At 58.2% G+C, this 23,308-nt stretch carries 21 protein-coding genes; 2 read left to right on the top strand and 19 right to left on the bottom strand.

The genetic code is table 11. The features are described 5' to 3' along the window. Positions 1-2: 2 nt before the first annotated feature. From AAHA41_RS16975 to AAHA41_RS16890, 18 genes are all read right to left on the bottom strand, one after another. Positions 3-1,043, bottom strand: a complete 1,041-nt coding sequence (locus AAHA41_RS16975; protein ID WP_005340051.1) for a rod shape-determining protein — start codon at positions 1,041-1,043, stop codon at positions 3-5. A gap of 204 nt (positions 1,044-1,247) precedes the next feature. Beyond that, positions 1,248-4,934 carry a DUF6701 domain-containing protein gene (locus AAHA41_RS16970; protein WP_323069446.1) on the bottom strand — a complete coding sequence of 1,229 codons (3,687 nt, stop codon included), beginning with the start codon at positions 4,932-4,934 and terminating at the stop codon, positions 1,248-1,250. Continuing rightward, positions 4,934-5,359 carry an MSHA biogenesis protein MshP gene (locus tag AAHA41_RS16965; RefSeq protein WP_201968267.1) on the bottom strand — a complete coding sequence of 142 codons (426 nt, stop codon included), beginning with the start codon at positions 5,357-5,359 and terminating at the stop codon, positions 4,934-4,936. Before AAHA41_RS16965 ends, AAHA41_RS16970 begins: the two co-directional genes overlap by 1 nt. A gap of 37 nt (positions 5,360-5,396) precedes the next feature. Then, on the bottom strand, positions 5,397-6,221 hold the full coding sequence (locus AAHA41_RS16960) for a type II secretion system protein (protein ID WP_143241830.1): 825 nt from the start codon (positions 6,219-6,221) through the stop codon (positions 5,397-5,399). A gap of 44 nt (positions 6,222-6,265) precedes the next feature. Continuing rightward, positions 6,266-6,826 (bottom strand): prepilin-type N-terminal cleavage/methylation domain-containing protein, encoded by a 561-nt coding sequence (locus AAHA41_RS16955; RefSeq protein WP_071914109.1) that lies wholly within the window; start codon positions 6,824-6,826, stop codon positions 6,266-6,268. Continuing rightward, a complete protein-coding gene (locus AAHA41_RS16950) occupies positions 6,813-7,310 on the bottom strand; it encodes a prepilin-type N-terminal cleavage/methylation domain-containing protein (RefSeq protein ID WP_323069442.1) in 498 nt (165 codons plus the stop codon). Before AAHA41_RS16950 ends, AAHA41_RS16955 begins: the two co-directional genes overlap by 14 nt. 55 nt (positions 7,311-7,365) lie before the next feature. Then, the gene (locus tag AAHA41_RS16945) at positions 7,366-7,800 is read right to left on the bottom strand and encodes a prepilin-type N-terminal cleavage/methylation domain-containing protein (protein WP_201963028.1); all 435 of its coding nucleotides are present in this window, start codon (positions 7,798-7,800) and stop codon (positions 7,366-7,368) included. 14 nt (positions 7,801-7,814) lie between these two features. Continuing rightward, positions 7,815-8,486, bottom strand: coding sequence for an MSHA fimbrial major subunit MshB (mshB, locus tag AAHA41_RS16940; RefSeq protein WP_104016474.1), 672 nt, complete (start codon positions 8,484-8,486; stop codon positions 7,815-7,817). A gap of 79 nt (positions 8,487-8,565) precedes the next feature. Then, complete coding sequence (locus tag AAHA41_RS16935) at positions 8,566-9,027, bottom strand: hypothetical protein (protein ID WP_323069438.1); 462 nt, start codon at positions 9,025-9,027, stop codon at positions 8,566-8,568. 34 nt (positions 9,028-9,061) lie between these two features. After that, on the bottom strand, positions 9,062-10,282 hold the full coding sequence (locus tag AAHA41_RS16930; RefSeq protein ID WP_033112557.1) for a type II secretion system F family protein: 1,221 nt from the start codon (positions 10,280-10,282) through the stop codon (positions 9,062-9,064). A 3-nt stretch (positions 10,283-10,285) separates the two neighbouring features. After that, positions 10,286-11,995 (bottom strand): MSHA fimbrial ATPase MshE, encoded by a 1,710-nt coding sequence (mshE, locus tag AAHA41_RS16925; protein WP_042032249.1) that lies wholly within the window; start codon positions 11,993-11,995, stop codon positions 10,286-10,288. A 74-nt stretch (positions 11,996-12,069) separates the two neighbouring features. Continuing rightward, complete coding sequence (locus AAHA41_RS16920) at positions 12,070-13,161, bottom strand: tetratricopeptide repeat protein (protein WP_323069435.1); 1,092 nt, start codon at positions 13,159-13,161, stop codon at positions 12,070-12,072. Continuing rightward, positions 13,158-14,048, bottom strand: coding sequence for an AAA family ATPase (locus tag AAHA41_RS16915; protein ID WP_041209622.1), 891 nt, complete (start codon positions 14,046-14,048; stop codon positions 13,158-13,160). The genes AAHA41_RS16920 and AAHA41_RS16915 overlap by 4 nt, the downstream gene beginning before the upstream one ends. A gap of 92 nt (positions 14,049-14,140) precedes the next feature. Next, positions 14,141-15,814, bottom strand: a complete 1,674-nt coding sequence (gene mshL / locus AAHA41_RS16910) for a pilus (MSHA type) biogenesis protein MshL (RefSeq protein WP_323069433.1) — start codon at positions 15,812-15,814, stop codon at positions 14,141-14,143. Between the two features lie 64 nt (positions 15,815-15,878). Beyond that, positions 15,879-16,208, bottom strand: a complete 330-nt coding sequence (locus AAHA41_RS16905) for an MSHA biogenesis protein MshK (RefSeq protein WP_268016141.1) — start codon at positions 16,206-16,208, stop codon at positions 15,879-15,881. Then, complete coding sequence (locus AAHA41_RS16900) at positions 16,201-16,854, bottom strand: MSHA biogenesis protein MshJ (protein ID WP_323069429.1); 654 nt, start codon at positions 16,852-16,854, stop codon at positions 16,201-16,203. Before AAHA41_RS16900 ends, AAHA41_RS16905 begins: the two co-directional genes overlap by 8 nt. After that, positions 16,854-17,447: a PilN domain-containing protein gene (locus AAHA41_RS16895; protein ID WP_215806700.1), complete on the bottom strand. Its 594-nt coding sequence runs from the start codon at positions 17,445-17,447 to the stop codon at positions 16,854-16,856. The genes AAHA41_RS16900 and AAHA41_RS16895 overlap by 1 nt, the downstream gene beginning before the upstream one ends. After that, a complete protein-coding gene (locus tag AAHA41_RS16890) occupies positions 17,447-18,310 on the bottom strand; it encodes an MSHA biogenesis protein MshI (protein WP_323069426.1) in 864 nt (287 codons plus the stop codon). The genes AAHA41_RS16895 and AAHA41_RS16890 overlap by 1 nt, the downstream gene beginning before the upstream one ends. 86 nt (positions 18,311-18,396) lie before the next feature. On the opposite strand from AAHA41_RS16890, the gene AAHA41_RS16885 reads away from it, so the two are divergent. Then, entirely contained in the window at positions 18,397-19,323 is a 927-nt protein-coding gene (locus AAHA41_RS16885; RefSeq protein ID WP_323069424.1) for a pyridoxal-phosphate dependent enzyme, read from the top strand. A 4-nt stretch (positions 19,324-19,327) separates the two neighbouring features. Here the strand turns inward: AAHA41_RS16885 and AAHA41_RS16880 are convergent, their stop codons facing one another. Further along, a complete protein-coding gene (locus AAHA41_RS16880; protein ID WP_323069422.1) occupies positions 19,328-21,256 on the bottom strand; it encodes an EAL domain-containing protein in 1,929 nt (642 codons plus the stop codon). A 503-nt stretch (positions 21,257-21,759) separates the two neighbouring features. Between AAHA41_RS16880 and AAHA41_RS16875 the strand changes: the two genes are divergently transcribed. Then, positions 21,760-23,289 carry an EAL domain-containing protein gene (locus AAHA41_RS16875; RefSeq protein WP_323069420.1) on the top strand — a complete coding sequence of 510 codons (1,530 nt, stop codon included), beginning with the start codon at positions 21,760-21,762 and terminating at the stop codon, positions 23,287-23,289. Positions 23,290-23,308: the final 19 nt, after the last annotated feature.

Genomic DNA, 23,308 nt, shown 5'->3' with positions numbered 1-23,308 from the left:
TCTTATTCGTAGTGGAACAGATCGCCACCGTGCATATCGATCAGCTCCAGCGCCTTGCCGCCGCCACGGGCCACACAGGTGAGGGGATCTTCGGCAACGACGACGGGGATACCGGTCTCTTCCATCAGCAGACGGTCGATATCTTTCAGCAGTGCACCACCACCGGTCAGCACCATGCCGCGCTCGGAGATGTCGGAAGCCAGTTCCGGCGGAGACTGTTCCAGCGCAACCATCACGGCAGCCACGATACCGGACAGCGGCTCTTGCAGCGCTTCCAGGATCTCGTTGGAGTTGAGGGTAAAGCTGCGCGGCACACCTTCAGCTAGGTTGCGACCACGGACTTCAATCTCGCGCACCTCTTCGCCCGGGTAGGCGGAGCCGATCTCGTGCTTGATGCGCTCGGCAGTGGCTTCACCGATCAGGCTACCGTAGTTGCGACGCACGTAACTGATGATCGCTTCGTCAAACTTGTCGCCACCGATACGGACAGACTGGGAGTAAACCACACCGTTCAGGGAGATGATGGCCACTTCAGTGGTACCACCACCGATATCAACCACCATGGAACCGGTCGCTTCGGAGACCGGCAGACCGGCACCGATGGCTGCGGCCATAGGCTCGTCGATCAGGTAAACCTCGCGGGCACCGGCACCCAGAGCGGATTCCTTGATGGCGCGACGCTCAACCTGAGTGGAGCCACACGGTACACACACCAGCACACGCGGGCTGGGGCGGAAATAGTTGTTGTCGTGAACCTGCTTGATGAAGTGCTGCAGCATCTTCTCGGTCACGTAAAAATCGGCAATCACGCCGTCTTTCATCGGGCGGATCGCGGAGATGTTGCCCGGGGTACGGCCCAGCATCTGCTTGGCGGCATGACCGACAGCAGCGACCGATTTGGCGTTCCCGCGCTCTTGGCGAATGGCGACAACTGAGGGTTCGTTAAGGACGATCCCTTGATCTTTTACATAGATCAGGGTGTTGGCAGTTCCCAAATCGATCGACAGATCGTTGGAAAAGACGCCTCTGAGCTTTTTGAACATGGCTACGGGAAATCCTAAGAATTTGGAGGTGCAGAAAACCGGCTAACTTTACCAATGCCCACCCCAATGGGCAAGCGCTCAAACTGTCGCCAATCAATCAAGCGCGACAAAAGTGCGAGTCATTACTCACTTGCTCAGGCTTGCCAGCCCTCATAAACAGGGTGTTGGGGGGAGAAGATGCTCCTTACCACCTGTTGTGGCACTTCAACGCAATATTTCACGGCGATAGATAATTCTGTCATTACCGCGGGTCGAACCGAAGATGGCCTCCCCTTGCAGGGTCAGCGGATCGGAGAGCCAGAGCGGTGAGGAGGGTTGCTTCGCCAGATCCACCTTGTAAGGAATACGTACTGCGATCCCGGGTCTGGCAAACTGGAACAGGATCTCGCCATCTTTTGCCGTACCCGACATGGCACCGGGCGGTGTGCTGCCCAGCCCCAGCTTGATGGTACGCCCGGTTCCCAGATTGAGGCTACTGGTTGCAGCATCAAATGAATGGCTTGGATTAAGGAACGCAATCCCCTGACCTGCAAGGGATAGCGGAGTGCACTGATCCAGCTTGTTTAACACCCAGTTGCCCGCTTCGTAATATTGCAGCTGCAACGGCACCGCCAAATCTGCCGACGCCAAACCGGCCTGAGTGCCAGCAAACAAGCGCCCAAAATAGGCCTGCATTGGCACGCTATCGATCAATCTTGCATTGCAAGCAGCCCCGCTACAATTGCCAACTACTGCATCGTTGAAGTCAGGCGTAGCGATCAAGGTATTGCCGCCGTCGTTGTCGTTCATATAGAGGCCGAACAGCAGCGACTTATAGGGACCATCCGGCTGGGTGTCAGAAAGACGAGCCAACGACGTGGTGCCGTTATTCAACACCGCCTTACCGTTGGCCCATGGCAGCGAAGCAAGGCTGGTCAGCCGGCTCGCCAGAGATTTGCCGTCCTTGTTGTTGGCGACGGAAATATAGGCACTGCCCTTGGCGAAGGCGCCAGTATAGTTCTGGGTCTGTCCCCCGGACTGGTTGCGAGCCCGGACATCCAGCGTCACCCCAAAAGGTTGCCCCATATAGGAGAAGACGTTGCAGGCCGGCATTATGTCGCCACTGACCAGATTGAAGTCGGTCGGCACAAAACGCCCCAGTGGCACGCTCTGGGCTGAAGGGATGGTATAACCGAAGTAACCATTGGCTGGCGGGGTTGCCGTCATGTTGAATACCCCAACCTCGTTCACCGTCTGGTTGACGGTGTTGATACTGTTGGTTGCCGCCGCATGGTTATAGGTTGCGGTTCCTACCGTGGCATTGGTACCAGGTGTTGGCGCAACCAGGGTAGTGCCAAGGGCAATACCATTCAGGACAAAGTTGGGGGTGGCCTGATTCCCCGTGCAGAGATCGTTGTCACTTCCTGACTCCCAGGCCATAGCCTGGATCTGGATCGGGAAAGTCGCCCCGGTTTTTCGGAAAACCGGGCAATTGGCGTAATTGCCGGAACAGCTACCACTGGAGCTGGTGACACAGAGCCCCACCGGCCGAGCCACAAACTGATCCGATCCTGTCATGATCAGGCCGGCTTCATTGCCACTACCGTCATAGCGGGCATCCAGCTGCACCTGACCGGCATCGGGATACGCGACCGTTATGGAAGATTGCCCCTGAGCATCAAAAGCGAGAGAGAGGGGGGTTGCAGCGCCCTGACTGGCACCAATCGTACTGCCGTTGACGCTCATCTGGCTGTTATAGGGGTTATTGGCAGGGGTGATATAGCTGCTCCAGAACTTGACGCTCTTGGTCTGACTGGCAAAGCCCGGCACGCACTGCTTGGTCACATCGCTTTTTTTGACCGCCTTGATGGTGACCGTCTGTGGCTGATTGGAATAGGTATCAGGCACATCGAAGAAGAAGCCGCTGTCGGCAAAACTCAGAGTGCAGGCCGCCGAGCTGAGTGTACCGCTACCCGCTTTACAGAGTGTGGTACTGAAAGGCTTGGTCGTTGGCGAAGAGCCGGATACCCCTATGGTCACCAAACTGGCCGTATTGTTACGCAGTTGCACCGTTGTCGTGCCGCCGGTAAAAGTAACCGTATTGCCACCTATCCAACCATTACTGGCAGAAGTAGGGGTAATACTCAGAGTCGCGGTCACCGGGTCTGTGATTAGCGTGGTACAAGCTGCATTGGCACACGCCTTGATCGTCACCGTCTCTGGATTGCAAGTGAGTGCCTGACCGGAGTGATAAAGTTCGAAGTGATCGATTTGCACCCCGACGGGATTGGATCGCAAAGCACAAATCTGAACGTTATCGAGCTCGTGGATGTTCGTCGAGCCGCCGGTGGAGCCTGTCAGAGAAAGCAGGAAGTCATTGGGAACCTGAGACTGACCGCTCAGGCTCTGGGCATTGAACCAGTCGATCAGTGTGACATAGCCGCTACCGGTATCCCGTTCCACTTTGACCAACGACTGCCCGGTAATACGGGAATCAATGGTGAGCTGGTACTTGTGATTGGAGCCGCCATTGCCATCGACCGTCGGGCTCAGGCAGTTGGTGCTTGTGTTGGTCGTACCGTTGTTACATGTACCTTTCAGGTAGTTGTAACCACTGGTTCCCGAACCGGAACCGCGGATAGCCACCGCCTGCCGACGCTGCCCGACGTTGGTCGTGCCGCCCTCGCCTGAGTAGTTACCGAACTCGTCGAAGCCAATCCCCAACCAACCTCCGGCAAAGCCGGAGATACCTGGCTTGAAACCATAGCCAAGCGGACCACCAAATGCTCCAGGCTGCGGTGTCACTGTCGCATCGGATAGCACTACCGCCATCCCATCAGCCCCGTTGCCGCCGTATGCATAGTGGTTAAATGAGATAGTCACCAGATTGCTCGCAGCAGGAAATAGGCGCTGATAGGTCGTCGAGGTAGCCTGATTGCCTACAGCCTGAGTGATACGCAAGCGACCACTGACAATTGAGGGAGTGAAGGAGCCGCTGCTGGTTTTCACCACCCAGTCGCTGCCCAGGGTACCGGACGAGAAGTTATCGCTAAAGCAGGTCAGTGACGGGGTAAACGCCTGATCATTAATGGCACTGCTACTGGCCATGGTCAGGGAGCGGCTGGTAGCACGTCCATTGATGACCGAGGTGTTGTTCATCACCAGAGAGGCATCTGAATAGACATAGCCATTGAGCAGGGTATCGCTGTTGAGCGTGATGTCCTGATAACCGAAAAGCAGCAAGGACCCCATGCTGGAGCGATTCAAAACGGCGCCATTGAGCTGCGCAGACTGATTGACGAAGATCCGCACATCCCCCTGTATCTCGATCTCGGCCCCCTGATTGAGGATCAACTGATCGACCCAGTAATCCCCGCTTGGCAGCACCAGCTTGGCACCGCTACCCGCTTCCAGTTTCTGGATCCGGTAATCGCTACGGGCAGAGGAGAAGGTAACGGTACAACTGTTATAGAGAGATAGACTGGAAAACTGGTACTGGCTTGCACTACCCAGGTTGATACTTTGCCCGGCAGTGCAAAAAGAGACGCCGCCACTGCTGCCATTACCGGTCAGAAAAGCATTACCACCGCCTGTCGATAGCCCCTGAATAGTTCTGACTGCAATAGAACACATTCTCCGAGAGGTATTGGCATTGTCACAACTGTCGATAGGCATGCCAGACCCCATGTTGGAGTAGCAAAAATTGAGTGCCGCCCCCCCGGTTCCGGTAATTCTTGTATTGTTGTACATGGTCAGCGTTGAGTTGTTGCCAAACCAGCCACATAGCCAGTTGCTGGTCCCCCCATGGCCTTGAACCACCGCAGGAAAATAGGTGGATGTGTTGATAGTCTGAAACGCCCCGGCTGCACTACTGAATAGCCAGAAGGCTAGAATCAACCAAACCTTGCGCATCAGGGTGTACCTCCATCAAAAGCTTCCACCATCACGGTTCTGCTCACCATAAAATCAGGGCTGTCCGAGGTGAGGTCACTTGTTCCGCATGTACCAACACTCTCCAGTCTATAGCCGTTGGTCACGGTTCCGTTGTAGGTCACTGGCACACTGCCGCAACGAACCACAGCCTGACACCCCGCAAGCCCGGGATTGGCGGTAAAGTTGACTGTAGTGGTTGCCGGGCACAACGCGGGAGGAGCCGGCTGGGCGAGAGTACGATTGGGAAACAACCGATAGAGCGCCACTTCCAGCCCACTCTGTGCCGCCAGCAGGGCCCGCACACTGCGCACCTCCACGGTATTTTTCTCGCCGCTGTCGACCAGAAAACGGCCCATGGCCGCAGCCAGCAGTGCCATGACCACAATGACGAAGAGCGCGATCATCAGGGCGCTCCCCTGCATAGCTCTGGGCGGGCGCGAATCAAGGGACATTGAGCACCTCGATCTTGTGGTTGAACGTGACCGACTCCCCCTTGCGCTCGAATACGAAGCGCATGCCAAACTCCCCTTCCGCGTTGAAGGCTGAGGTTTCCCGATAGAAATTGCCGGAAGCAAGAGAATCGGCCATCAACACGCCGGTGGCAGGCAAGGATGCACTGATGGCAGCACTTGCCCGGGTGATCGTACTGCCCTCCACGCAATAGCGAACCTGCTGATTGGCAAAGTAAACCCGGCTCCCCGGCGAAAGGCCAGCCAGACTCTCGGCACTGGTATAGCGGATGGATTGTGCACCGGATACCGGAGTCTGCACTGCTGTGACGTTGGCCACGCAGCGCCCGTAATCGCAACCACTGCTCAGGGAACTCGCACTGGAATTGGGTAACGGAAAGACCACCATCAGGTCACCAACTTTGACTGCAGTAGCATCAGTGCTCAGGGGATCCGTCGCAGCGGCAGGCGTTGCCATCACCAGCTCCAGCGTGGAGCTGCTGCCTGATACCGTTTTGTTCAGGGCAAGGTAGCGGCTGGAGGTGCTGATGGGCCAGAAGCGCAGGCAGACACCGGAATCAACCCAGAGGCCGCCCGCAGTCTCGATCCGCTCAGAACCGGGCACCGCATTGCGCAGCTCGCGGTTTAGCCGCTCCATGGCAAAGCGGGCATCGCTCATCAGCTGCTCACGGCTGCTGGCATCGCCGTAGATCTGGGTGCCAATACCGATAAACTGGCTGGTAAAGGTAGCCATTATCCCGAGCAGCAAAATTACCATCACCAGCTCGACCAGAGTAAAACCGCTGGCTGAGCGCAAAGCGGTAGGGGCCGCGCTACGGCTCCGTTGAATGACCCTGCCCATCAGTAATTCCCCCGATAGAAGGAGAAATCGAGCACGCTCTGATTGGGCAGGCGAACCTGCAAATCGATGCGCTTGCCTACCGAGCAGGGTGCCGTACAGTTCTTGAAGGTACCATCGCTGAAATCAACGGCACTGACAGCGATTTTGACCTGATAGTTGCGATACTCAGCGCTGCCGATACCTGACGAAGTCTGGGTAAACCAGCTGGCATCCCGCCAGTTGCCTGCCGTATCGAAGTCATCCACATCGTTGTAGGCGTAGGGGGCTGGCTCACCATCAGAACCATAACTGCCTGAACAGGGTGCAATCGTCACACCGGCAACCTGTTCGCCACAGCGATAACGCCCGCCATTATGATCCGACTGCTCATCAAACGACTTTTGCAGGATCTCGCCAGTCAGGCGCTGGGCCAACTGGGCGGCACGCACCTGCTGCACCGGATCAACCGCCTGCGGCGCCTGATTGATGAGTAAACCGAGAATGCCGGTCAGCGCCACCGCCAGCAGCACTATGCCGACGATCAGCTCGATCAGGGTAAAACCGCGTTCAGGGGTTCTCATGGATATAGCCCTCTGACTCGATCCTGATTGCCCCCGTCTCGCGACCATCGCTTACCTGCAGGGTACATCCCGCGCTGCAAACCCCGATTGGTCGTCCCATCTGATCGAAACGGAGCACAAAGCTGCTGTTGTTATTGAGGGAAATAGTCATACCGGCAGAAGGTGCGACCGGACGACCACGGGTGCGTTGATTGCCACTCCAGCTGGCAATAGCTCCGGGGGCAGGACAAACCCCGCCGGCAACAGCCTGGGTAATATGAGCAAAACTGGATGAATCGACCACCAGCTGGGTGCAGCGGTTGGCAGGCTCATGCATATTGACGGTTTGCACCAAGCGCAGCCGGCTCAGCAACTCATCACGCAAACTTTGAGTTTCAAAGCCGCCTTTGCCCAGCCATTTGGGCACGGCAAAGGCGGCCAGAATCCCGAGCAACAGGATCACCAGTACCAGTTCAATCAGGGTAAAGCCCTTGGTTGCAGGCATAGAGCTTCTCATCAGGGAAAGAGAAAGCGAGGCCGAAGCCTCGCTATTATTACAATTACGAACAGCTAGCACCGCTCAGAGATACAGAGAATGTAGCCCCAGCAACAGAAGGCGCTGTGTATATAACTTGGCAACTATTGTTCTGATTAGACTTATAGATACCATCATTATTCTGTGTCCAACCGCCATCAACAGTAATGGTTTTACCGATACCCGCATCATCAGCAGTAGGGTAACCAAATTTAGTGGTTACTCGTTCTGTGCCGACAGCAACTGAAGAAGCACCGCTTGTCTCAGTCCCATCAATAGCTGAACGACTATATACCAATTGAGCTCCACTTTTGATTGCAGCAGCAACACCCTGTGCTGCAGCCTCATTTGCATCATTCTGCAGATTCAGAAACTTGGGTGCGGCAGTCACTGCCAGAATACCCAGAATGATGATCACGATAACCAGTTCGATCAGGGTAAAACCCGCCTGTTTTTTCATTGCACTTTCCTCTGTCAATTAATGTTGGTGGTCACCTGACCGGAGGCCGGACGGTAACTGAAACTCATAAATGCATCAGTACTGCCTTGCGGATCCTGATACTTGCCATCGCTGCCCTTACTTAAACTATTGACCAGATAGTAACGGCAGACCGAATCCAGTCCATTACTGCTCACGGTGGCATAGTATTTCAGGTCATTACCACTACCGCGCACTTCACTGAAGCTGGCCGTAGCCTTGGGTGGGTTTTGCAGCAACCCCTCCCAAATTTTCAGACACCGCGCAGCCGTCAGATTGGCAGGATCCACATCGGGAGTGCCGCCAGCCGCGGTATCCATCGGATAACCCGGCGATAACTCGCCATTGCTGATCTGGGTATCGGTCGGTGTTGTGAGATAGAAACGGGAACCGTCATAGAGCACTGTGTTGAGGCTATCCTGTTTGGCCCGTCCCTCAGCCTCCCACTGGGCCCGCACCAGAGATACTCCGGTAGCAAAACCGCCGGAGACCCCCTCGACACTGGCCTTCTTCGCCTCGTCAGTCACATCGAGAAAACGGGGCAACGCCGTGACCGCCAGGATCCCCAGGATCACAATGACGATCACCAGCTCAATCAGAGAGAAACCCGCCGTCCGTTTCATCATCCCTCTCATTGGCACTCTCAGTGCCGTTGATTTCATTGTCATGCACCCTCCCCAATAGAGCCTGCATTATTTCATGCAGACTCAAAAAAATCATGCCGTTAGGCCCTGTTATCGCCCTTGTTCAAGGTGATTTAATCACGCGCCCGTCAGAAAATTGATAAAAGAGCCAATAACCATCCCACCCGATGTCGCAACCGCTGCCATCAGCGCGGGCCAAAAACTGCAGAGGAGGCAGCTCCTCCTGCTGTTCTCCCATCAGCGCCAGCCACAGCTGCCGGCAATCAGCGGAAGGGGATTGCAGTGGCAACATACCTAACGGCCAGCCTCGCTCATCGAAATGCCAGCCCTGCTCACCCACGTAGAGCGTCTGGGGCCGCCGCTCATCGAGCCAGAGGCCGTGCAAACGTTGTGCCCGTTCGGCAAATTGCACACCCAGCAGGGTGAGAGTGAGTTGCTGCGCCTCCTCCCGGTTGTGCTGATAAGTGCGCGCCAGCGTAGCCACAATAATCATCAGCAGAATCACCACCGCAATCCGCCTATAGCCGCCGAGCCAGCGGTCATCCTGCACTGCCTGTCTGCTCATCCAGCCCTCGACTCCCCGCAACTACGCCAGCAAATTACTTGCCTCTTACGGCTCTCATCATGTCCCACATCGGAGTGAAGATACCCAGCGCTAGGATCAGCACCATGACCGCCACAATCCCGATCAGAATCGGCTCGATCCGCGCTGTGAGGCTCTTGAGGTCATAGTCGACCTCTCGCTCGTAATATTCGGCAGCTTCATGGAGCAGGTCATCGACCTGACCGGTCTCTTCACCCACCGCAATCATCTGCATTACCAACGGGGTAAATAGACCACTGCTGCTGGCGGTGCGCAGCAGGCTCTCGCCCCGCTCGATCCCGGCCCGCATATCACGGATCCGGCCAGCCATCCAAGCGTTATCCACCGCATCGGCAACCAGCGTCAGTGCCGTATTGAGCGGCACCCCGGCTTTAAGCATCATGGAAAAACTGCGGGCAAAACGGGCCAGCAGAGAACGCTCTATGATGGTTCCAACGATAGGCAACCTGAGTTGCCAGCGATGCCAGGTCAGCTTGCCCTTGGGGGTAGCAACCCAGCGCCGCCAGCTGACGACAATAGCAATCAGGGTGGCGAGCATCAGCCACCAGTAGTGCACAAAGAAGTGAGAAGTCGCGAGCAGGATCCGGGTCGCCAGCGGCAGCTCCACCCCGAATTTGGCAAACATGCCGGCAAAGACCGGTATCACCATGATATTGAGGATCACCATGGCAATGCCGATGGCAATCAGCACGAAGCTGGGATAACGCATCGCTGTCTTGATCCTCTTGCGGGTCTCCAGCTCCAGCTCGAAATAGGTGGCAAGCTGCAGGAAGGCCTCTTCCAGCTGACCGGTGTTCTCCCCGACGTGAATAATGGCGATAAAGAGACTGCTGAACACTCTGGGGTGAGCCTGCATCGAGCTCGACAAGGGGCGGCCGTTGCCAAGATCCTCTCCCAGCGCATGGAGTGCACGTTTGAGTGGCTTGCTGTGGGTGCTCTCCTCCAGCCCGGCGATGGCGCGCAAGATCGGGATCCCGGCCCGGGTCAGGGCATACATCTGGCGGCAGAAGATCACCAGCTCGTCGAGTTTGACGCCACCTTCCAGCAGCAGCGACCAGTTAAGCTCAGCACCCTTGGCCTTGCCCGGTTTGAGCTCGGTAGGCATCACGCCACGGCGCATCAATTGCTCGGCCGCCGCCATTTCGTTGGCCGCCTCAACAACACCACTGGTAGCGTTGCCCTGGCTGTCGCGCCCCTTGTAGGCAAAGTTAGCCATCGCTTACCCCAAATCCTCGGCCAACCGGAGCACCTCATCCACCGAGGTGATCCCCTCACGGGCATAATCGAGGGCCGTGAGGGCCAACGGCCGATAGTGCTCATGCTGACGGGCCGCCTTGGCAAAACCCTCAGCGTCATTGCGGCGCAGTGCATCCATCATCGGCTGATCCAGCTCCAGCAACTCGTATACTCCGATCCGGCCCGAATAGCCGGTGAAGTTGCAGCTCTGGCAACCCCGCCCCTTGTGATAGGTGTGCTGACCGGGGGCCTCTCCCGAGAGCACGGTAAGCCAGGTCGTCTGTCCTTCATCCGGCACCTTCTCCTCGACGCAGTGTTCGCAGATCCGTCTCACCAGTCGCTGGGCGACGACCGCACGCAGGGCGCTCGCCACCAGATAGCCGGGAGCCCCCATATCGATCAGGCGCAGGGCACTGGTCACCGCATCGTTGGTGTGCAAGGTGGTCAACACCAGATGACCGGTGATGGCGCCGCGCAGGCCGATCTCCACCGTCTCGTTGTCGCGCATCTCGCCCACCAGCAGGATGTCCGGGTCCTGACGCAAGGTAGAACGCAGCACGTGGGAGAAGGTGAGACCAATCTTGGGGTTGACCTGCACCTGGCTGATTCGAGGCAAACGGTACTCCACCGGGTCTTCAACCGTGATGATCTTCTGGCTCGCCTGATTGAGCTCGGAGAGGGCACCATAGAGGGTCGTAGTCTTGCCGCTACCGGTCGGGCCCGTTACCAGGATCATGCCGTGTGGCCGTTTGAGCTGACGGCGGAAACGGGTCAGGATATCGGGCGGCATCCCAGTTTCGGTCAGCGAGAGGATGCCCGAGGATTGATCCAGCAGACGCATCACCACCGACTCGCCATACTGCACCGGCATGGTGGACATCCGCACGTCCACATCACGGCCGCGCACCTTCATGTTGAAACGGCCATCCTGTGGCAAGCGCTTCTCGGAAATATCAAGCCCCGCCACCAGCTTGAGACGCAGCACCAGCGCCTGGGCGATGCGCACCTCGTTGAGAATATTTTCATGGAGGATGCCGTCGATCCGCTGGCGAATGCGCAGCACCTTCTCGTCCGGCTCGATATGGATATCCGAAGCGCCAACCTGCACCGCGTCTTCAAACAGGGAGCGCAGCAGCTTGGCCACCGTCGCCTCCCCCTCATCATTAGCTCCCAGATTGCTGGAGCCCAGCTCGAAGCCGGAGTCCTGATACTCCTCCTGCAGCTGTTCGGCGAAGCTCTCGATTTCGCGGGTACGGCGGTAGAGCCGGTCGAAATACTCCAGCAGCTGCCCTTCTCGGGCAACCGCCAGCACCATGATGCGCGGGCTGAGCAGAGCAGCGATGGCATCCAGTGCACTCAGATCGGCCGGATCCGACATGGCCACCGTCACCCGATCGTCGGTGAGATTGACCGCCAGCGCCCGGTAACGGCGCGCCTGCACCTCGGGCAACAGCGGCACCGCGGCAGCATCTATGGTGAGGTTGTTGAGATCGAAGAAGGGCACATCCAGCTGACGGGCGAGGAACTGCAGCAACTGCACCTCGCTGATAAAGCCGAGGTCGATGAGGGTGGTGCCCAGCTTGCGGCCGGTCTGACGCTGCTGCTGCAGCGCGAGCTGCAGCTGATCATCGGAGATGATCTGCTCTTGTACCAGCAGGTCGCCGAGGCGCATTTTCAGTCTGGGTTGTGCCATTGCTACTCCGATTCCTATTACTTCACACCCGTTACCGCGTCCGATTACGCTTCGCTAATCGAACCTACTATTTATCAATGAGTTAGTTGGCCAATACGTTGTTCCAGCCAGTTGGTGGATGCTTCGCCTAGGTTGCCGTGCAGCTGGGCATTGCGATAGGCATCGAGGGCACGCTGGCTGTGGCCCTGACCATCCTCGGCCACACCAAGCCCAAGCCACCAGCGTCCCTGATCGGGCTGCTGACGCAGCAGCTTCACATAGAGATTGGCCGCCTCGACATTCTGTCCCAGCTCCTGCGCCAGTCCGGCCCAGGTGGCGTAATAGTCCAGATTGCTGGCGAGATCGGGCTGATAACCAGCCAACCAGCCCAGCGCCTGCTGCTGCAACCCCTCGCTAATGGCAAGACGGGCCAGTAGCAGACGAAAATCGGCCTGTTGCGGATCGAGTCGGATCCCCTCCTCCAGCAGCTGGCGTGCCTCGGTCAGCCGCCCTTCGCCGTAGAGCAAGCCGGCCAGCTGTTCACGGGCGCCCTGGTTATAGGGATCGTGGGCCAGCACGTCGTAATAGTTGTCCTGCGCATCGCGCATATTGCCCTTGGCCATGGCGGTAGTCGCCTTGCGCTCCGAGAGCGCTGCCAGCTCTTTGGGTGACAGCTCGACCGTTTCAATCTTGAGCACGCTCGGCTTGCGCGGTGCGGCGGCAGCCTGCTGTTCTGCGGCCAGCTCGGCATACAGCTCGGGCTGCAGCTCCTCATCGGTCGGCGTCCGCTCGTCAATCTCGCTGGAGGCGTCAAAGGGAGCACCTTCCCCCTGAGCCAGCGATGCCTCGTCTTCTGCTTCTTCCTCTGCAGGTTCCGCCTGACGGGGCAAAGGCAGGCTAGCGGCCACTTCGGCCGATGCGGCTGAAGCGACCGGCTCGGCAACCCGGGCAACCGCATCGGGAGCGGCCTGCTCACTGACTACATTGGCCTGCGGCGCAACCGCACGGGTTTGCTGCCAGTAGATCCAGGTTCGCCACCCCAGAATCCCGAGCGCCAGCCCGCAGAGCAGGGTGAGCAGCAACATCCACCAACCCTGCTGGCGCGCCGGAGCGACGTAGACAGCCGCCCCTTCGGCGCCTTGCTGGCGCTGCTCCAGATCTTTCAGCATCTGGTTGATCACGCTCATGACCAGACTCCATAAGCCAGGGCACATCCCAGCAATAGCAACAGCGGCCACCAGCGCCGCGGCGCAAAGCGGCTGGCGTCGTCGGTATCGCGAATGGCGAGCCCAACCAGCCGGCCATCAACCTGACGAGCCCCCTGACCATAGGCCAGCATCAGGCACTTGTGCGCCAGAATGTTGATAAGCCTTGGCACCCCGCGCGAGGCGCGCCACAGCAGGCGCAAGGCGCGGCCGGCGAACAGCGGCGCGCCGCGATAACCGGAGACCTGCAATCTGTGCTCCAGATAGGCACGAGTCTCGTCAAAACTGAGTGGTCGCAGGCGATAGGAGAAGCCAATGCGCTGGCGCAGCTGACGCAGATTGGTTTTGGCCAGCCGCACATCCAGTTCGGGCTGACCAAACAGCACTATCTGCAACAGCTTGCTCGACTCGGTTTCCAGATTGCCAAACAGCCGAATGGCCTCCAGCGTCTCATCCGGCAGAGCCTGTGCCTCATCGATAAGGACCACCACCCGACTCCCCTGCTGATGCAGGCTGATCAGATGGCGATGGATGCGATCGGTGAGATCCAGCTCGCTCTGATCCCGCACTGACAACCCCAGCTCCAGTGCCAGCGCGGTGCGCAGCTCGGCCGGACTGAGGTGGGGATTGGGCAGCCATGCCAGGCGTACCGGGCACTCTTCCGAGCCCAGCTCGCTCAGCAGTTTGCGGCAGAGCAGGGTCTTACCGGTACCCACTTCGCCGGTCACCTTGATAAACCCTTCCCCCTGAGCCAGCGCCCAGTTGAGCACCTGCAGCGCCTCTTCATGAGGCGGCAGGCCGTAGTAGAAACCGGTGTTGGGGGTAAGGCTGAACGGCGCCTCCTGCAGGCCGAAATGGGTCAGGTACATCAGGCGTTACCTGCAACCGCGGGCAGGAGGCCTCTGCGAACAAATCGCAGCAGGCCACCCGAAATAAGACTGACCGCTCGCTGAGTCATGAGTTAGCCCTTGGAGGGATACCACTTGTCGAGCAGGTCGGCGGAACGCTGCAGCTCGTTCTGCCAGGTATCCTTATCGACGACGGTCGGCTTGAGCATAATCACCAGCTCTACCTTCCTGTTGCTTTTACTGCGGTTGGTAAAGGCTTCGCCCACCCAGGGGATATCGCCCAGCAACGGCACCTTGCTGACGCTTTCCGACTTGTCGGTCTTCATTAGGCCACCGATCACGATGATGTCGCCGTTGTTAGCCTGCACCACGGTATCTGACTCGCGAATATCGCTTTTGGCCAGTGGCAGAGTAATCTTGCCGCCGGTTCCCAAATCGACTGTCTTATTCTGCTCCGAGGTGTCGATGACGGAGGGGTGAATATGAAGCAGCACCTTGCCATTCTCATCTATTTGCGGCGTCACATCGAGCGCGATCCCCGAGAAGAAGGGGGTCAGCTCGACGTTTGGCGTCTTGTCCGTCCCGGTCGAGGTCGAGGTAATCGTGGTGGAGGCGTTGGTTACGTAATACTCATCGGTACCCACCTTGATCACCGCCTTCTGGTTATTGGTGGCCGTCACGCGCGGGCTGGAGAGGGTATTCACATCACCCTGTGTTTTCAGCAACTTGACCGCCACATTGAAGTTGCCGTCAGAGACCTTAAACCCGGCCCCGCCACCCAGTGCGGTAAATATTTCATTGCCGGTCGTAGGGAGCTGGGTGTTGGCCAGAGAGCCTCCCCCAGTTATTCCTTTGTCACCATCCCAGCTTGCGGAGAGACCGCTCCAGTCGACCCCCTGCTCATAACCCTCACCAAGAGTCACTTCAAGGATACGAGCCTCCAGCACCACCTGACGTTTGAGATGCTCTTCCGACTGACTGAGGAACTCGCGCACCGCCTTGAGCTCTTTTGGATAGGCACGCACCGTCACCAGACCCGCTTGCGGGCTGGTAATGACAGCACGTCCGTCACCGTTGCCTACAAGGGTCTGCAGTGCATCGCGCAAATCGGTCCAATAGTCGTTGGTGTTATCTGTCTCGATCCGGGTGCCATTGCCACTGCTGTTCGAGTTGCTCGAGTTATTCGTCGTGCTATTGGTCGTGCTGTTGCTGGATGAGCTGTCGAAATTGCTGTTGCTGCCGTTGTTATTGTCATTGGCAGTCACCCCGCCAGTACTGACCGAGGTGCGGGATAGGCCGCGGCGGGAGAGCATCAGATAGTTGACCGGGATGGTCTCGGTACGCAGGCCGGCAGGGTAGATATGGAAAACACTCCCCTTGCGCTGCACGTCGAAGCCATACATATCGCCAACTACCGCCAGCACTTCGGGCAGGGTGACATCTTTCAGTTCGACCGAGACCAGCCCGGAGACCCCGGGATGGACCGCCACGCTATAGCGGGATCCCTTGAACAGGGAACCGAAAAACTCCACCGCTTCCACGTCATGGGCAGCAATACGCAACCGCTTCTCCGGCATGGCAACCGGCATCTGCGGCCGGTTCAGTTGCAGCAACTCGCTCTGCACCAACTTGGGCAGCGTGGTCAGGGGGGCATTTTGCTGCTTCTGCTGCTCATTCATCGCCTGCTTGAGCGCGTCCTTGGCCTGAGTTGGCTCTGGGTGCTTGTAGGTAGTGCAGCCTGCGGCCATCATGGCCAAGGTGATCAGACAGAAACGGTGTATTTTCATGTAATTAGTGCACCCTGCAATGAAACTCGATAAACCCGGCTTACCTGCCAATGGCTAGTGCGGCTCAAACCCTGATCTTGCTGGCAAACAGTGCTACCGAATGGCGTTTTCCCGCCTTTTCCAGCACTACCGCATCGGCATTGATGGCCACCAGCTTGTAGCCATCCACCTGCTGCCCGACCCGATAACTCTTGCCATTGAGCACCGCCAGTGCCGGGCCATTACCCAGCATGATGCTCTGCAGCTTCGGCAAGCCGGCGCTATTCTGGCCGGTTGCACTCGCGCCAACCGCCATGTCGGCCAAGGGCGCGGTGGGATCCTGCAACACCTCAACCTGCTCGGCTTGCGCCAGCAACGCAAAGAGGCAAGCCCCCAATGCAAACCATCTAGCCACGAATAAACTCCTTGCTGGTACTCAGGGTGTAGATCTCCATCTCCACCACAGCCCCCGGATAGGCTTTTACCTGATAATCGAACTGTTTCCAGTAAAAGTGGCGAGGCAACGCCTCCAGCGCCTTGAGATATTGATACACATCGAAATAACCGCCTTCCAGCTGGAGACGAATACCGTGTTTGTAAAGATTGACCTTCTGCCCCTGCTCTCCGGCCATCAGCGGCGTCGGCTCCAGTGAACTGAGTGCCAGCATATGGAGATTGGCAGAGCGGGAGAGCAGCGCCTCCAGCACCTGCGGCATCTCATGCGCCGGGATCAGGTCGACGGTCTGGGCCTTGAGCGCCTCATCGACAGCAGCAAGATCACTATCCACCCGGGCTAGCTGCTCACGAACCCCCTGATTGGGATCCCGCTGCAGACGAGCCTGCTTGCCCAGATTCTCCAGCCCGAGGATCTCGAGATCGCGTTCGGCCGCACTCAGGGTAATGCGATCCTGCCGCAACCGTGTATCGACGCCATCCAGCCAGCCATAGACGCAGGCGGCCACCAGCAGCACCAGCCCGGTCAGCAGGATCAGCACCCGCTCCCGCTGGCTCAGGGCGTTAATTCGCCGGGACCACTCCTGCCATTGTGCTTTCAGGTTCATCAGGGCTTCTCCCGCGCAATGCCGCTCAACTGGAACGCAAGACGCCCCTCCTTGTCACGACTCAGGGTCAACTCGCCAAACTCCTTGCCCATCAGGGTCGGTGCCTGCTTGAATCGGTTGACCCAGGCCGGCACATCCTGACTGCGACCGGCAAAGCCGGAGAGATTGATCCGCCCTTCGAGGATCTCGATCCGTTGCAGGGATAGATTGCTGCTGCGAATGCGGGAGAGATCGGCCATCACTCCGGCATACCCCTGCGATTTTTGCAGGGATAAGGAGCCCAGCTGGCGCAGCAGCTCCTGTCTGGCCCCCAGATCATCCTGCTTGTTGAGCAACTGCTGCTGCAGAGCCGGATCGGCCAGATGGCGCGCCAGATCGGCATCGAGCCGCTGCGCCTCGCTGCGCTTGAGCGCCAGCTCGGCGTTGACCTGTGCCAACGCCCTGCTGACACTGTGCTGCTGCCAGCCGTAACCGGCACCGACCAGCAAGATGACAAGCAGGGTAATGCCCCATGCCAGCACCATCTGGTTGAGGCTGGCCCACTGCCGCTTGGGGTGAAACTCGGCGCCATAGAGGTTTATCTGACGTTTCATCAGGCATCCTCCCCGATGGCGGCGGCATAGGCCGACAGATACTCGACACCGGCCAGTACTGCCTTGTTGGCCATGGCGGAGACAGCGAGGCCGAAGGTATGCTCCATGTGACGAACCAGGGTGCCGATCAAGGGCGAGGCGACGGCCAGCTGCATCTGGCCAATCTCCGGTAGTTTGAGCTGGCCGACCAGATAATCGAACGAGCGCTGGATCTCCAGCGCCAGCGAGTCGAGCAACATGCTGCCAGGCTCCTGTTCGCCGGTCAGGGAAGCAAAGCCGCGCAGCTGGCGGGAGAAGCAGAGCCCCCCCTGATGGAAAACCAGCAGTTGCAGATCCTGCCCCTTCGGCTGCCAGAGCAGCATGCGCACCGCCTCATCCGCCTCATAGAGGGAAGTCAGCGCCAGCTCGTCACTGATGATGGATTGCAGGGTGGCAATGCCGTTGATCGCCTCCGCCAGTTGCTGCACCCTGCTTTTGGGCAAGCAGATGACATTGATCCGCGGTCGACCGGCGGGTGGAGTGGGCAGATCCACATAATCCATGGCGAGCTGCAGCACCGGCTCGTTGACATAATCCTTGATGGCCCAGGGGAGCGCCCCCGCCATTTCGGCATCGGGGACGGCGGGCTTGTCGATCTGGATCTGCTGATAGAGCGGGGCGGCCAGAGCAACGCGTACCCGGGATTTGGCAAGGCCGTGGCGAGTGAATAGTTCGTTGACGGCGAGCGGCCAATCTTGCGGGCTGTTGATGGCGCGCGTAGCAAACACTGGGGGATTGCCCACAGCAGCCAGCATGATCCTGTCATTGGCCAGCAAGAGCCCCACCTGGCGGCTTGGCGTCGACCGTCTGAACAGTTGTTTCATGTAAGCCCGCCCGTCATTAGTGATTAAATGAGTGAAACATTAACATAAACAGCAGATTAGCCTCCAGACAAAAGAGGGACTCACCATTGCAAGCCAACCCTTCACCGTCGGCGTTTGAAATCAGTGCCATTGGCCCGTCACCACTGCAAGCGATTCACCATCCACTGCTGGCCCGCTATGGCGTCGAGCTCTGGTGCAAACGGGACGATCTGATCCACCCGCTCATCTCCGGCAACAAGTGGCGCAAGCTCAAGTACCATCTGCACCATGCCCGCGAACACGGCAAATGCCACCTGCTCTCCTTTGGTGGCGCTTACTCCAATCATATCCACGCCCTGGCCGCTGCTGGCTATCAATTTGGCCTTCGCACCACAGGTATCATACGGGGCGAAAGTGACTCAGTCAGCAACTCTACCCTGAGCGATGCCAGACGCTGGGGCATGGATCTCGTTTTTGTCGATCGGCAGAGCTACCGGCGGCGGCAGGAGCCGGAATGGCTGGCTCAATTTGAAGCCGCAGACGCCCTCATCGTTCCCGAAGGCGGGAGCAGCCCTCTCGCCATCCCCGGCGTGGCCGAACTGGTCACCGAGCTCCCCTTCTCGCCGGATCTCTGGGTGCTCCCCTGCGCCAGCGGCGGCACCCTGGCCGGCCTGATTGCCGGCAAACGGGAAAGGGAGCAGATCCTCGCAATCGCCGTGCTCAAGGGAGGCAACTTTATCGCCGACGAAGTGCGCCGCCTCTACCCCGCCGCCGCAACAACCCCCGGCTGGCAGATCGCACTGGATCATCACGATGGCGGTTACGCCAGATTCAGCCCGGTGCTCTGGCAGTGGGTACAGGCCTTCAGCGCCGAAACCGGTCTGCCGCTGGAACCCATCTACAGCGGCAAGGCAATGTACGGGCTGTTTCGCGAGCTGGCTGCGGGTCGCATAGCTCCGGGCAGCAGGATCGTATTTATCCACACCGGTGGCATGCAGGGGCTGGCCGGGCTCAGGGAGCAGGGCCGCCTCTGAGACATCAGGCTTCGGCCGGTTCCATCACCAGTCGCTCGGGCAGCGCAAACCAGGGGCCCTGTCCCGCATGCACCCCGAGGTGGCGCAGCATCTTCCACTCGTCACCACTCTCGACCCCAACAGCCAATACCCGGGTCGGGGTATTGGCGCAGCCGCCCACCAGACTGCGCACTGCCATCTGGTTCACCTGGCGAGCATGGATCTCCCGCACCAGGCTGGGATGGAGCTTGAGGAAATTGATCTCGAACTCCTTGATGTACTGGGTGCTCACCACATCCTGGCCGGCATGATCGATGGCCAGCATGCATCCGAGCATCCGCAGGGAGCGCAGCGGTCGCTTGAGGGCTTCGAAATGGCGGGTCACCTGCGCCTCGGAAAGTTGCAGGATCAGCCGCTCGTTGGTACTGCGTGGCAGCTGGAACAGAGCGAAGAAGAGCCAGCGCTGGAAGTCGCGATGGAGCAGACTCTGGGCGCTGAGAGCCAGGCTGACCGGACAGCTCTGGTCGGAGCGCTGACGGAGCAACGCCAGGGTCTGTTCCGCCACCAGCCGATCCAGCTGGAGCAACAGCCCCACCTTCTCGGCCATCGGCATGAAGATCCCGGCCGGCAGTGGCCGCCCCTGCTCATCCTCAAGATAGGTGAGCAGCTCCTGCTGCAGCACCACCTGCCCCCGATCCTGCTGGATCGGCTGGATATAGAATTCGATGGCCTGCTCTTCGAGGCGACGGCTGAGCAGAGTACGCCAACGCACAGTGCCCTTGCTGCTCTGCTCCTCATCCAGCTGCTTTTCGTAGAGGAACCAGCCGTTGTGCCCTTGCAGACGGGCGCTCTTGAGAGCCAGCTCCGCCTCCTCCTGTACCTTGAGCAGGGAGTCCTGCGACTGATAGCAGACGGCACCGAGATAAACTGCGGTCTCCGGATTGACCTCCTGCGGCCAGTGGAGGCGCTGCAGGCTCTTGAGCAGTTGACTGGCACTGTCCACCATCTCGCTTTCGGACATATTGGGCTGCAGCACGGCAAACACTTGCCCGGCATAGCGGGCCTGCAGGGCGCCACTGTGCTTGCGCACGAAGGCTCCGATAGTCGCGCTTGCCTCCAGCATCAGATCATGACCCAGCAGATCGAACTGCTCGGCCTCCAGATCCTCGAGACAGGCGAGATCGATCAGCAGCACGCCGCCGCTCATCACGCTCGCCTCCATGATGGCGCTCTCGAGCCGGTTGTCGAAAAAGAGACGGTTGCCAATGCCGGTCATCTTGTCGACGAAGGCATTGCTGCGGATGAAGTTGTCGAAGCGGCTGCGCTCCTTGCGGGCATCCGCCAGCTCGGCCAGCAGATGGTCGAGCGCCTGACTGGCAGCAACCGGCCACTCTTCAGCGGGGTCGTGATTCAGTTTGGAGAGTTTGTCATCGAGGATCAGCTGGGCACGCTCGGCCAGCAACTCGGCACCGCGCAGTTGCTGGCGCAGCCAGCGAATGGAGTACCAGAGGCCGAACACCACAATAAAGACGCCGAAGGAGATACCGGACATCGCCTTGATGGAGTACTCCGCCTCCTTGAAGGGGCGCTCCAGCTTCAGATTGGCCCGCATGCCGACCTGATGGGTCAGCGCCTTGCTGTATGGCAGCAACAGCTGATCATCGACCGAACGCTGCACATCACGAAACCAGTAGACTCGCTGATCGTTCTGGCGCACCTCCAGCTCGACGACGTGGGAAGCACGCAGCAGGGTGGGCAACCAGTGACTCATCTCGTTCATGTCATGGGAGACATCGAGCTGCTTGTCGATCACCTCGACCAGCGCATCAACCTTCTTCTGCTGCAGCTCCATCCCCAGCTCGCGAAAGCTGAACACGCCGCCAATCAGCACGGTCGCCATGGCGGCAATCACGCACAGGGTGATAAACGAGACAAGCTGTGTAGTCAGTTTCATGCGCTTTTCCGTATGCCCAGCATCATCCATGTGACCTCATGGTAGCAGCGGCGATCAGCGCCCTGCTATGGATGGAGATCCCGCTTCTGCAATTTCAAAGGGGCGAGGATACCGAAAGCGGGGGGAGATTACCAAGCGCGGAGCAAACGAAGAGAGCAGAGCGGAAAACGGCAGAAAGAAAAATGGTCCCTGAAAAGGGACCAAAAGGAACACTCATATCAAAACTAACACTCTGTGCTACTGACAAAAAACAGATACAGGAGTATTGAACACACGGTGAGTCAAACCGCAGGGCTACTCTAATGCAGTTCGGATAAGTCGGGCAATTGTCATTTATGACAGGTTAACGATTGAATCTCTTCATGTTCAAGGAGTAAAAACATTTAAAATCATTATGTTAATAATTTAATCAAGGCAACTAATAATCCCGCTTCAAATTGATTGTACTAATGCAATAAACTCAATGTTGCCCATATGGGCCCAACCATACAGCAGGTCGCCCCATGCGCACCCCATCAATACTTATCTATTTGTTATTGTTGGTTTTTCCTGTTCTTTTCGGTCAACCAATTGCGTACTGGCTGGCTGAACCTCTTGCAGAAAGAATGCAGGAGCAGAAGATGGCCGAGATAAAGCGGGCCAACACAGAACGCTTCAACCTTCTTCATGAGATTCTTGCAACCCAGTTGAAGCAGTTCGAATTCAACTGCGGCGCAAAAGATATGTCACTACTGCGCAGCCCCCGTTTTTACAACACCCATATTCGCCTGCAAGGACTGGAGCTTGGCTCGGGGCAGGCCTGCTCCAGCCTGGGGCAAGGAATCTCGATTGCCATCAGCCCACAACCTGATGACATCGCCATAGGCCCGTTCGGCCTGACCGCCACACCACCCAGCTTCAATACGGAACAAGAACTGGTGGTCTATTACAGAGCCACCAACGGCAACATTGCCTATTGGGTGCTGGACAACAGCTGGATCCACGAAATCCTTCAGACTCCCTGTGCCGACTGCTTCTATCTGGAGTGCAACCTGATCAACAAAGATTCGTACGTCCCCATGCTGCCGCGTGGCGACAAACGAATCAAACAGGAGCCAGGTCCGAACAGTATCGACTCTTATGAACCTAACACATTGACCAAACAGACGTTGTGGGCAGGCCAGGCGCTGACACGTTATGCCAGAGCGCAGGCTGAAACCCTGGCTTTATGGATTGGTGTAGCCCTGGGTATCCTGCTGGCTGGTGCCTACTGGTTGCATCGCCACTATCAGCGCTCGCTGCAAGGACTGCTGCAGATAGGTTTGAAAAATCAGGAGTTTGAACCCTTCTACCAACCGGTAGTGGATAGCCGAACCAGAGAAGTCGTTGGCTTCGAGGCGCTGCTGCGTTGGCGGCGCGGCGGTGAACTGGTTCCTCCCGGCGCCTTTATCGACTATATCGAAGAACAGGGGCTGATCCTGCCGATAACCGCCCAATTGCTGGAGCGGGTACTCACAGACCTCTTCTCTATGGCGGCAACTCAGTGGGTCAGCGTCAATCTGGTGGCGGCCCATGTCGAGCAGCCTCTGCTGCGCAACCTGCTGCAACAGCATCAGTGGCCCTCCCCCACCCAGCTCACCTTTGAGCTGACCGAGCGCAAACCGCTGACCGATATCAAGAGTGCTACCAGCGAGATCAATGCCCTGCAAAAGCGGGGCTATCATATCAAACTGGATGACTTTGGTACCGGCTATGGCGGCTTCGCCTATCTGCAGAGCCTCGGGATCCGCCAGATCAAGATCGACAAGATGTTCGTCGACACCATAGGCACCGACGACCTCAAACGCAGCGTGCTGGATGCCATCATCGCATTTGGCCGAGAGTCGGGGATGGAGATGATTGCCGAGGGGGTCGAGACCCGGGAGCAGGTCGACTACCTGTATCGACAGGGGGTCTATTTGATACAGGGCTATGTCTTTGGCAAGCCCATGCCGCTGCAGGAGCTTCTGCTCTGGCAACAGGCCTTCCGCCAACCCATGGCGGAAACGGCCTGACGACAAAGAAGAGAACTCT

This window comes from Aeromonas sp. SER (assembly GCF_038739615.1).
Classification (GTDB): Bacteria; Pseudomonadota; Gammaproteobacteria; order Enterobacterales; family Aeromonadaceae; genus Aeromonas; species Aeromonas jandaei.
This window is presented reverse-complemented; position numbering and strand designations above follow the sequence as displayed.

Bases quoted from the DNA above. Each gene is read 5' to 3' on its own strand.
- AAHA41_RS16970 (WP_323069446.1), bottom strand. From the start codon at position 4,934: ATGCGCAAGGTTTGGTTGATTCTAGCCTTCTGGCTATTCAGTAGTGCA.
- AAHA41_RS16895 (WP_215806700.1), bottom strand. From the start codon at position 17,447: ATGAAACGTCAGATAAACCTCTATGGCGCCGAGTTTCACCCCAAGCGG.
- AAHA41_RS16965 (WP_201968267.1), bottom strand. From the start codon at position 5,359: ATGATCGCGCTCTTCGTCATTGTGGTCATGGCACTGCTGGCTGCGGCC.
- AAHA41_RS16935 (WP_323069438.1), bottom strand. From the start codon at position 9,027: ATGAGCAGACAGGCAGTGCAGGATGACCGCTGGCTCGGCGGCTATAGG.
- mshE (WP_042032249.1), bottom strand. From the start codon at position 11,995: ATGGCACAACCCAGACTGAAAATGCGCCTCGGCGACCTGCTGGTACAA.
- AAHA41_RS16900 (WP_323069429.1), bottom strand. From the start codon at position 16,854: ATGAACCTGAAAGCACAATGGCAGGAGTGGTCCCGGCGAATTAACGCC.
- AAHA41_RS16975 (WP_005340051.1), bottom strand. From the start codon at position 1,043: ATGTTCAAAAAGCTCAGAGGCGTCTTTTCCAACGATCTGTCGATCGAT.
- AAHA41_RS16955 (WP_071914109.1), bottom strand. From the start codon at position 6,826: ATGAGAACCCCTGAACGCGGTTTTACCCTGATCGAGCTGATCGTCGGC.
- mshB (WP_104016474.1), bottom strand. From the start codon at position 8,486: ATGACAATGAAATCAACGGCACTGAGAGTGCCAATGAGAGGGATGATG.
- AAHA41_RS16920 (WP_323069435.1), bottom strand. From the start codon at position 13,161: ATGAGCGTGATCAACCAGATGCTGAAAGATCTGGAGCAGCGCCAGCAA.
- AAHA41_RS16880 (WP_323069422.1), bottom strand. From the start codon at position 21,256: ATGAAACTGACTACACAGCTTGTCTCGTTTATCACCCTGTGCGTGATT.
- mshL (WP_323069433.1), bottom strand. From the start codon at position 15,814: ATGAAAATACACCGTTTCTGTCTGATCACCTTGGCCATGATGGCCGCA.
- AAHA41_RS16950 (WP_323069442.1), bottom strand. From the start codon at position 7,310: ATGCCTGCAACCAAGGGCTTTACCCTGATTGAACTGGTACTGGTGATC.
- AAHA41_RS16915 (WP_041209622.1), bottom strand. From the start codon at position 14,048: ATGTACCTGACCCATTTCGGCCTGCAGGAGGCGCCGTTCAGCCTTACC.
- AAHA41_RS16930 (WP_033112557.1), bottom strand. From the start codon at position 10,282: ATGGCTAACTTTGCCTACAAGGGGCGCGACAGCCAGGGCAACGCTACC.
- AAHA41_RS16875 (WP_323069420.1), top strand. From the start codon at position 21,760: ATGCGCACCCCATCAATACTTATCTATTTGTTATTGTTGGTTTTTCCT.
- AAHA41_RS16945 (WP_201963028.1), bottom strand. From the start codon at position 7,800: ATGAAAAAACAGGCGGGTTTTACCCTGATCGAACTGGTTATCGTGATC.
- AAHA41_RS16890 (WP_323069426.1), bottom strand. From the start codon at position 18,310: ATGAAACAACTGTTCAGACGGTCGACGCCAAGCCGCCAGGTGGGGCTC.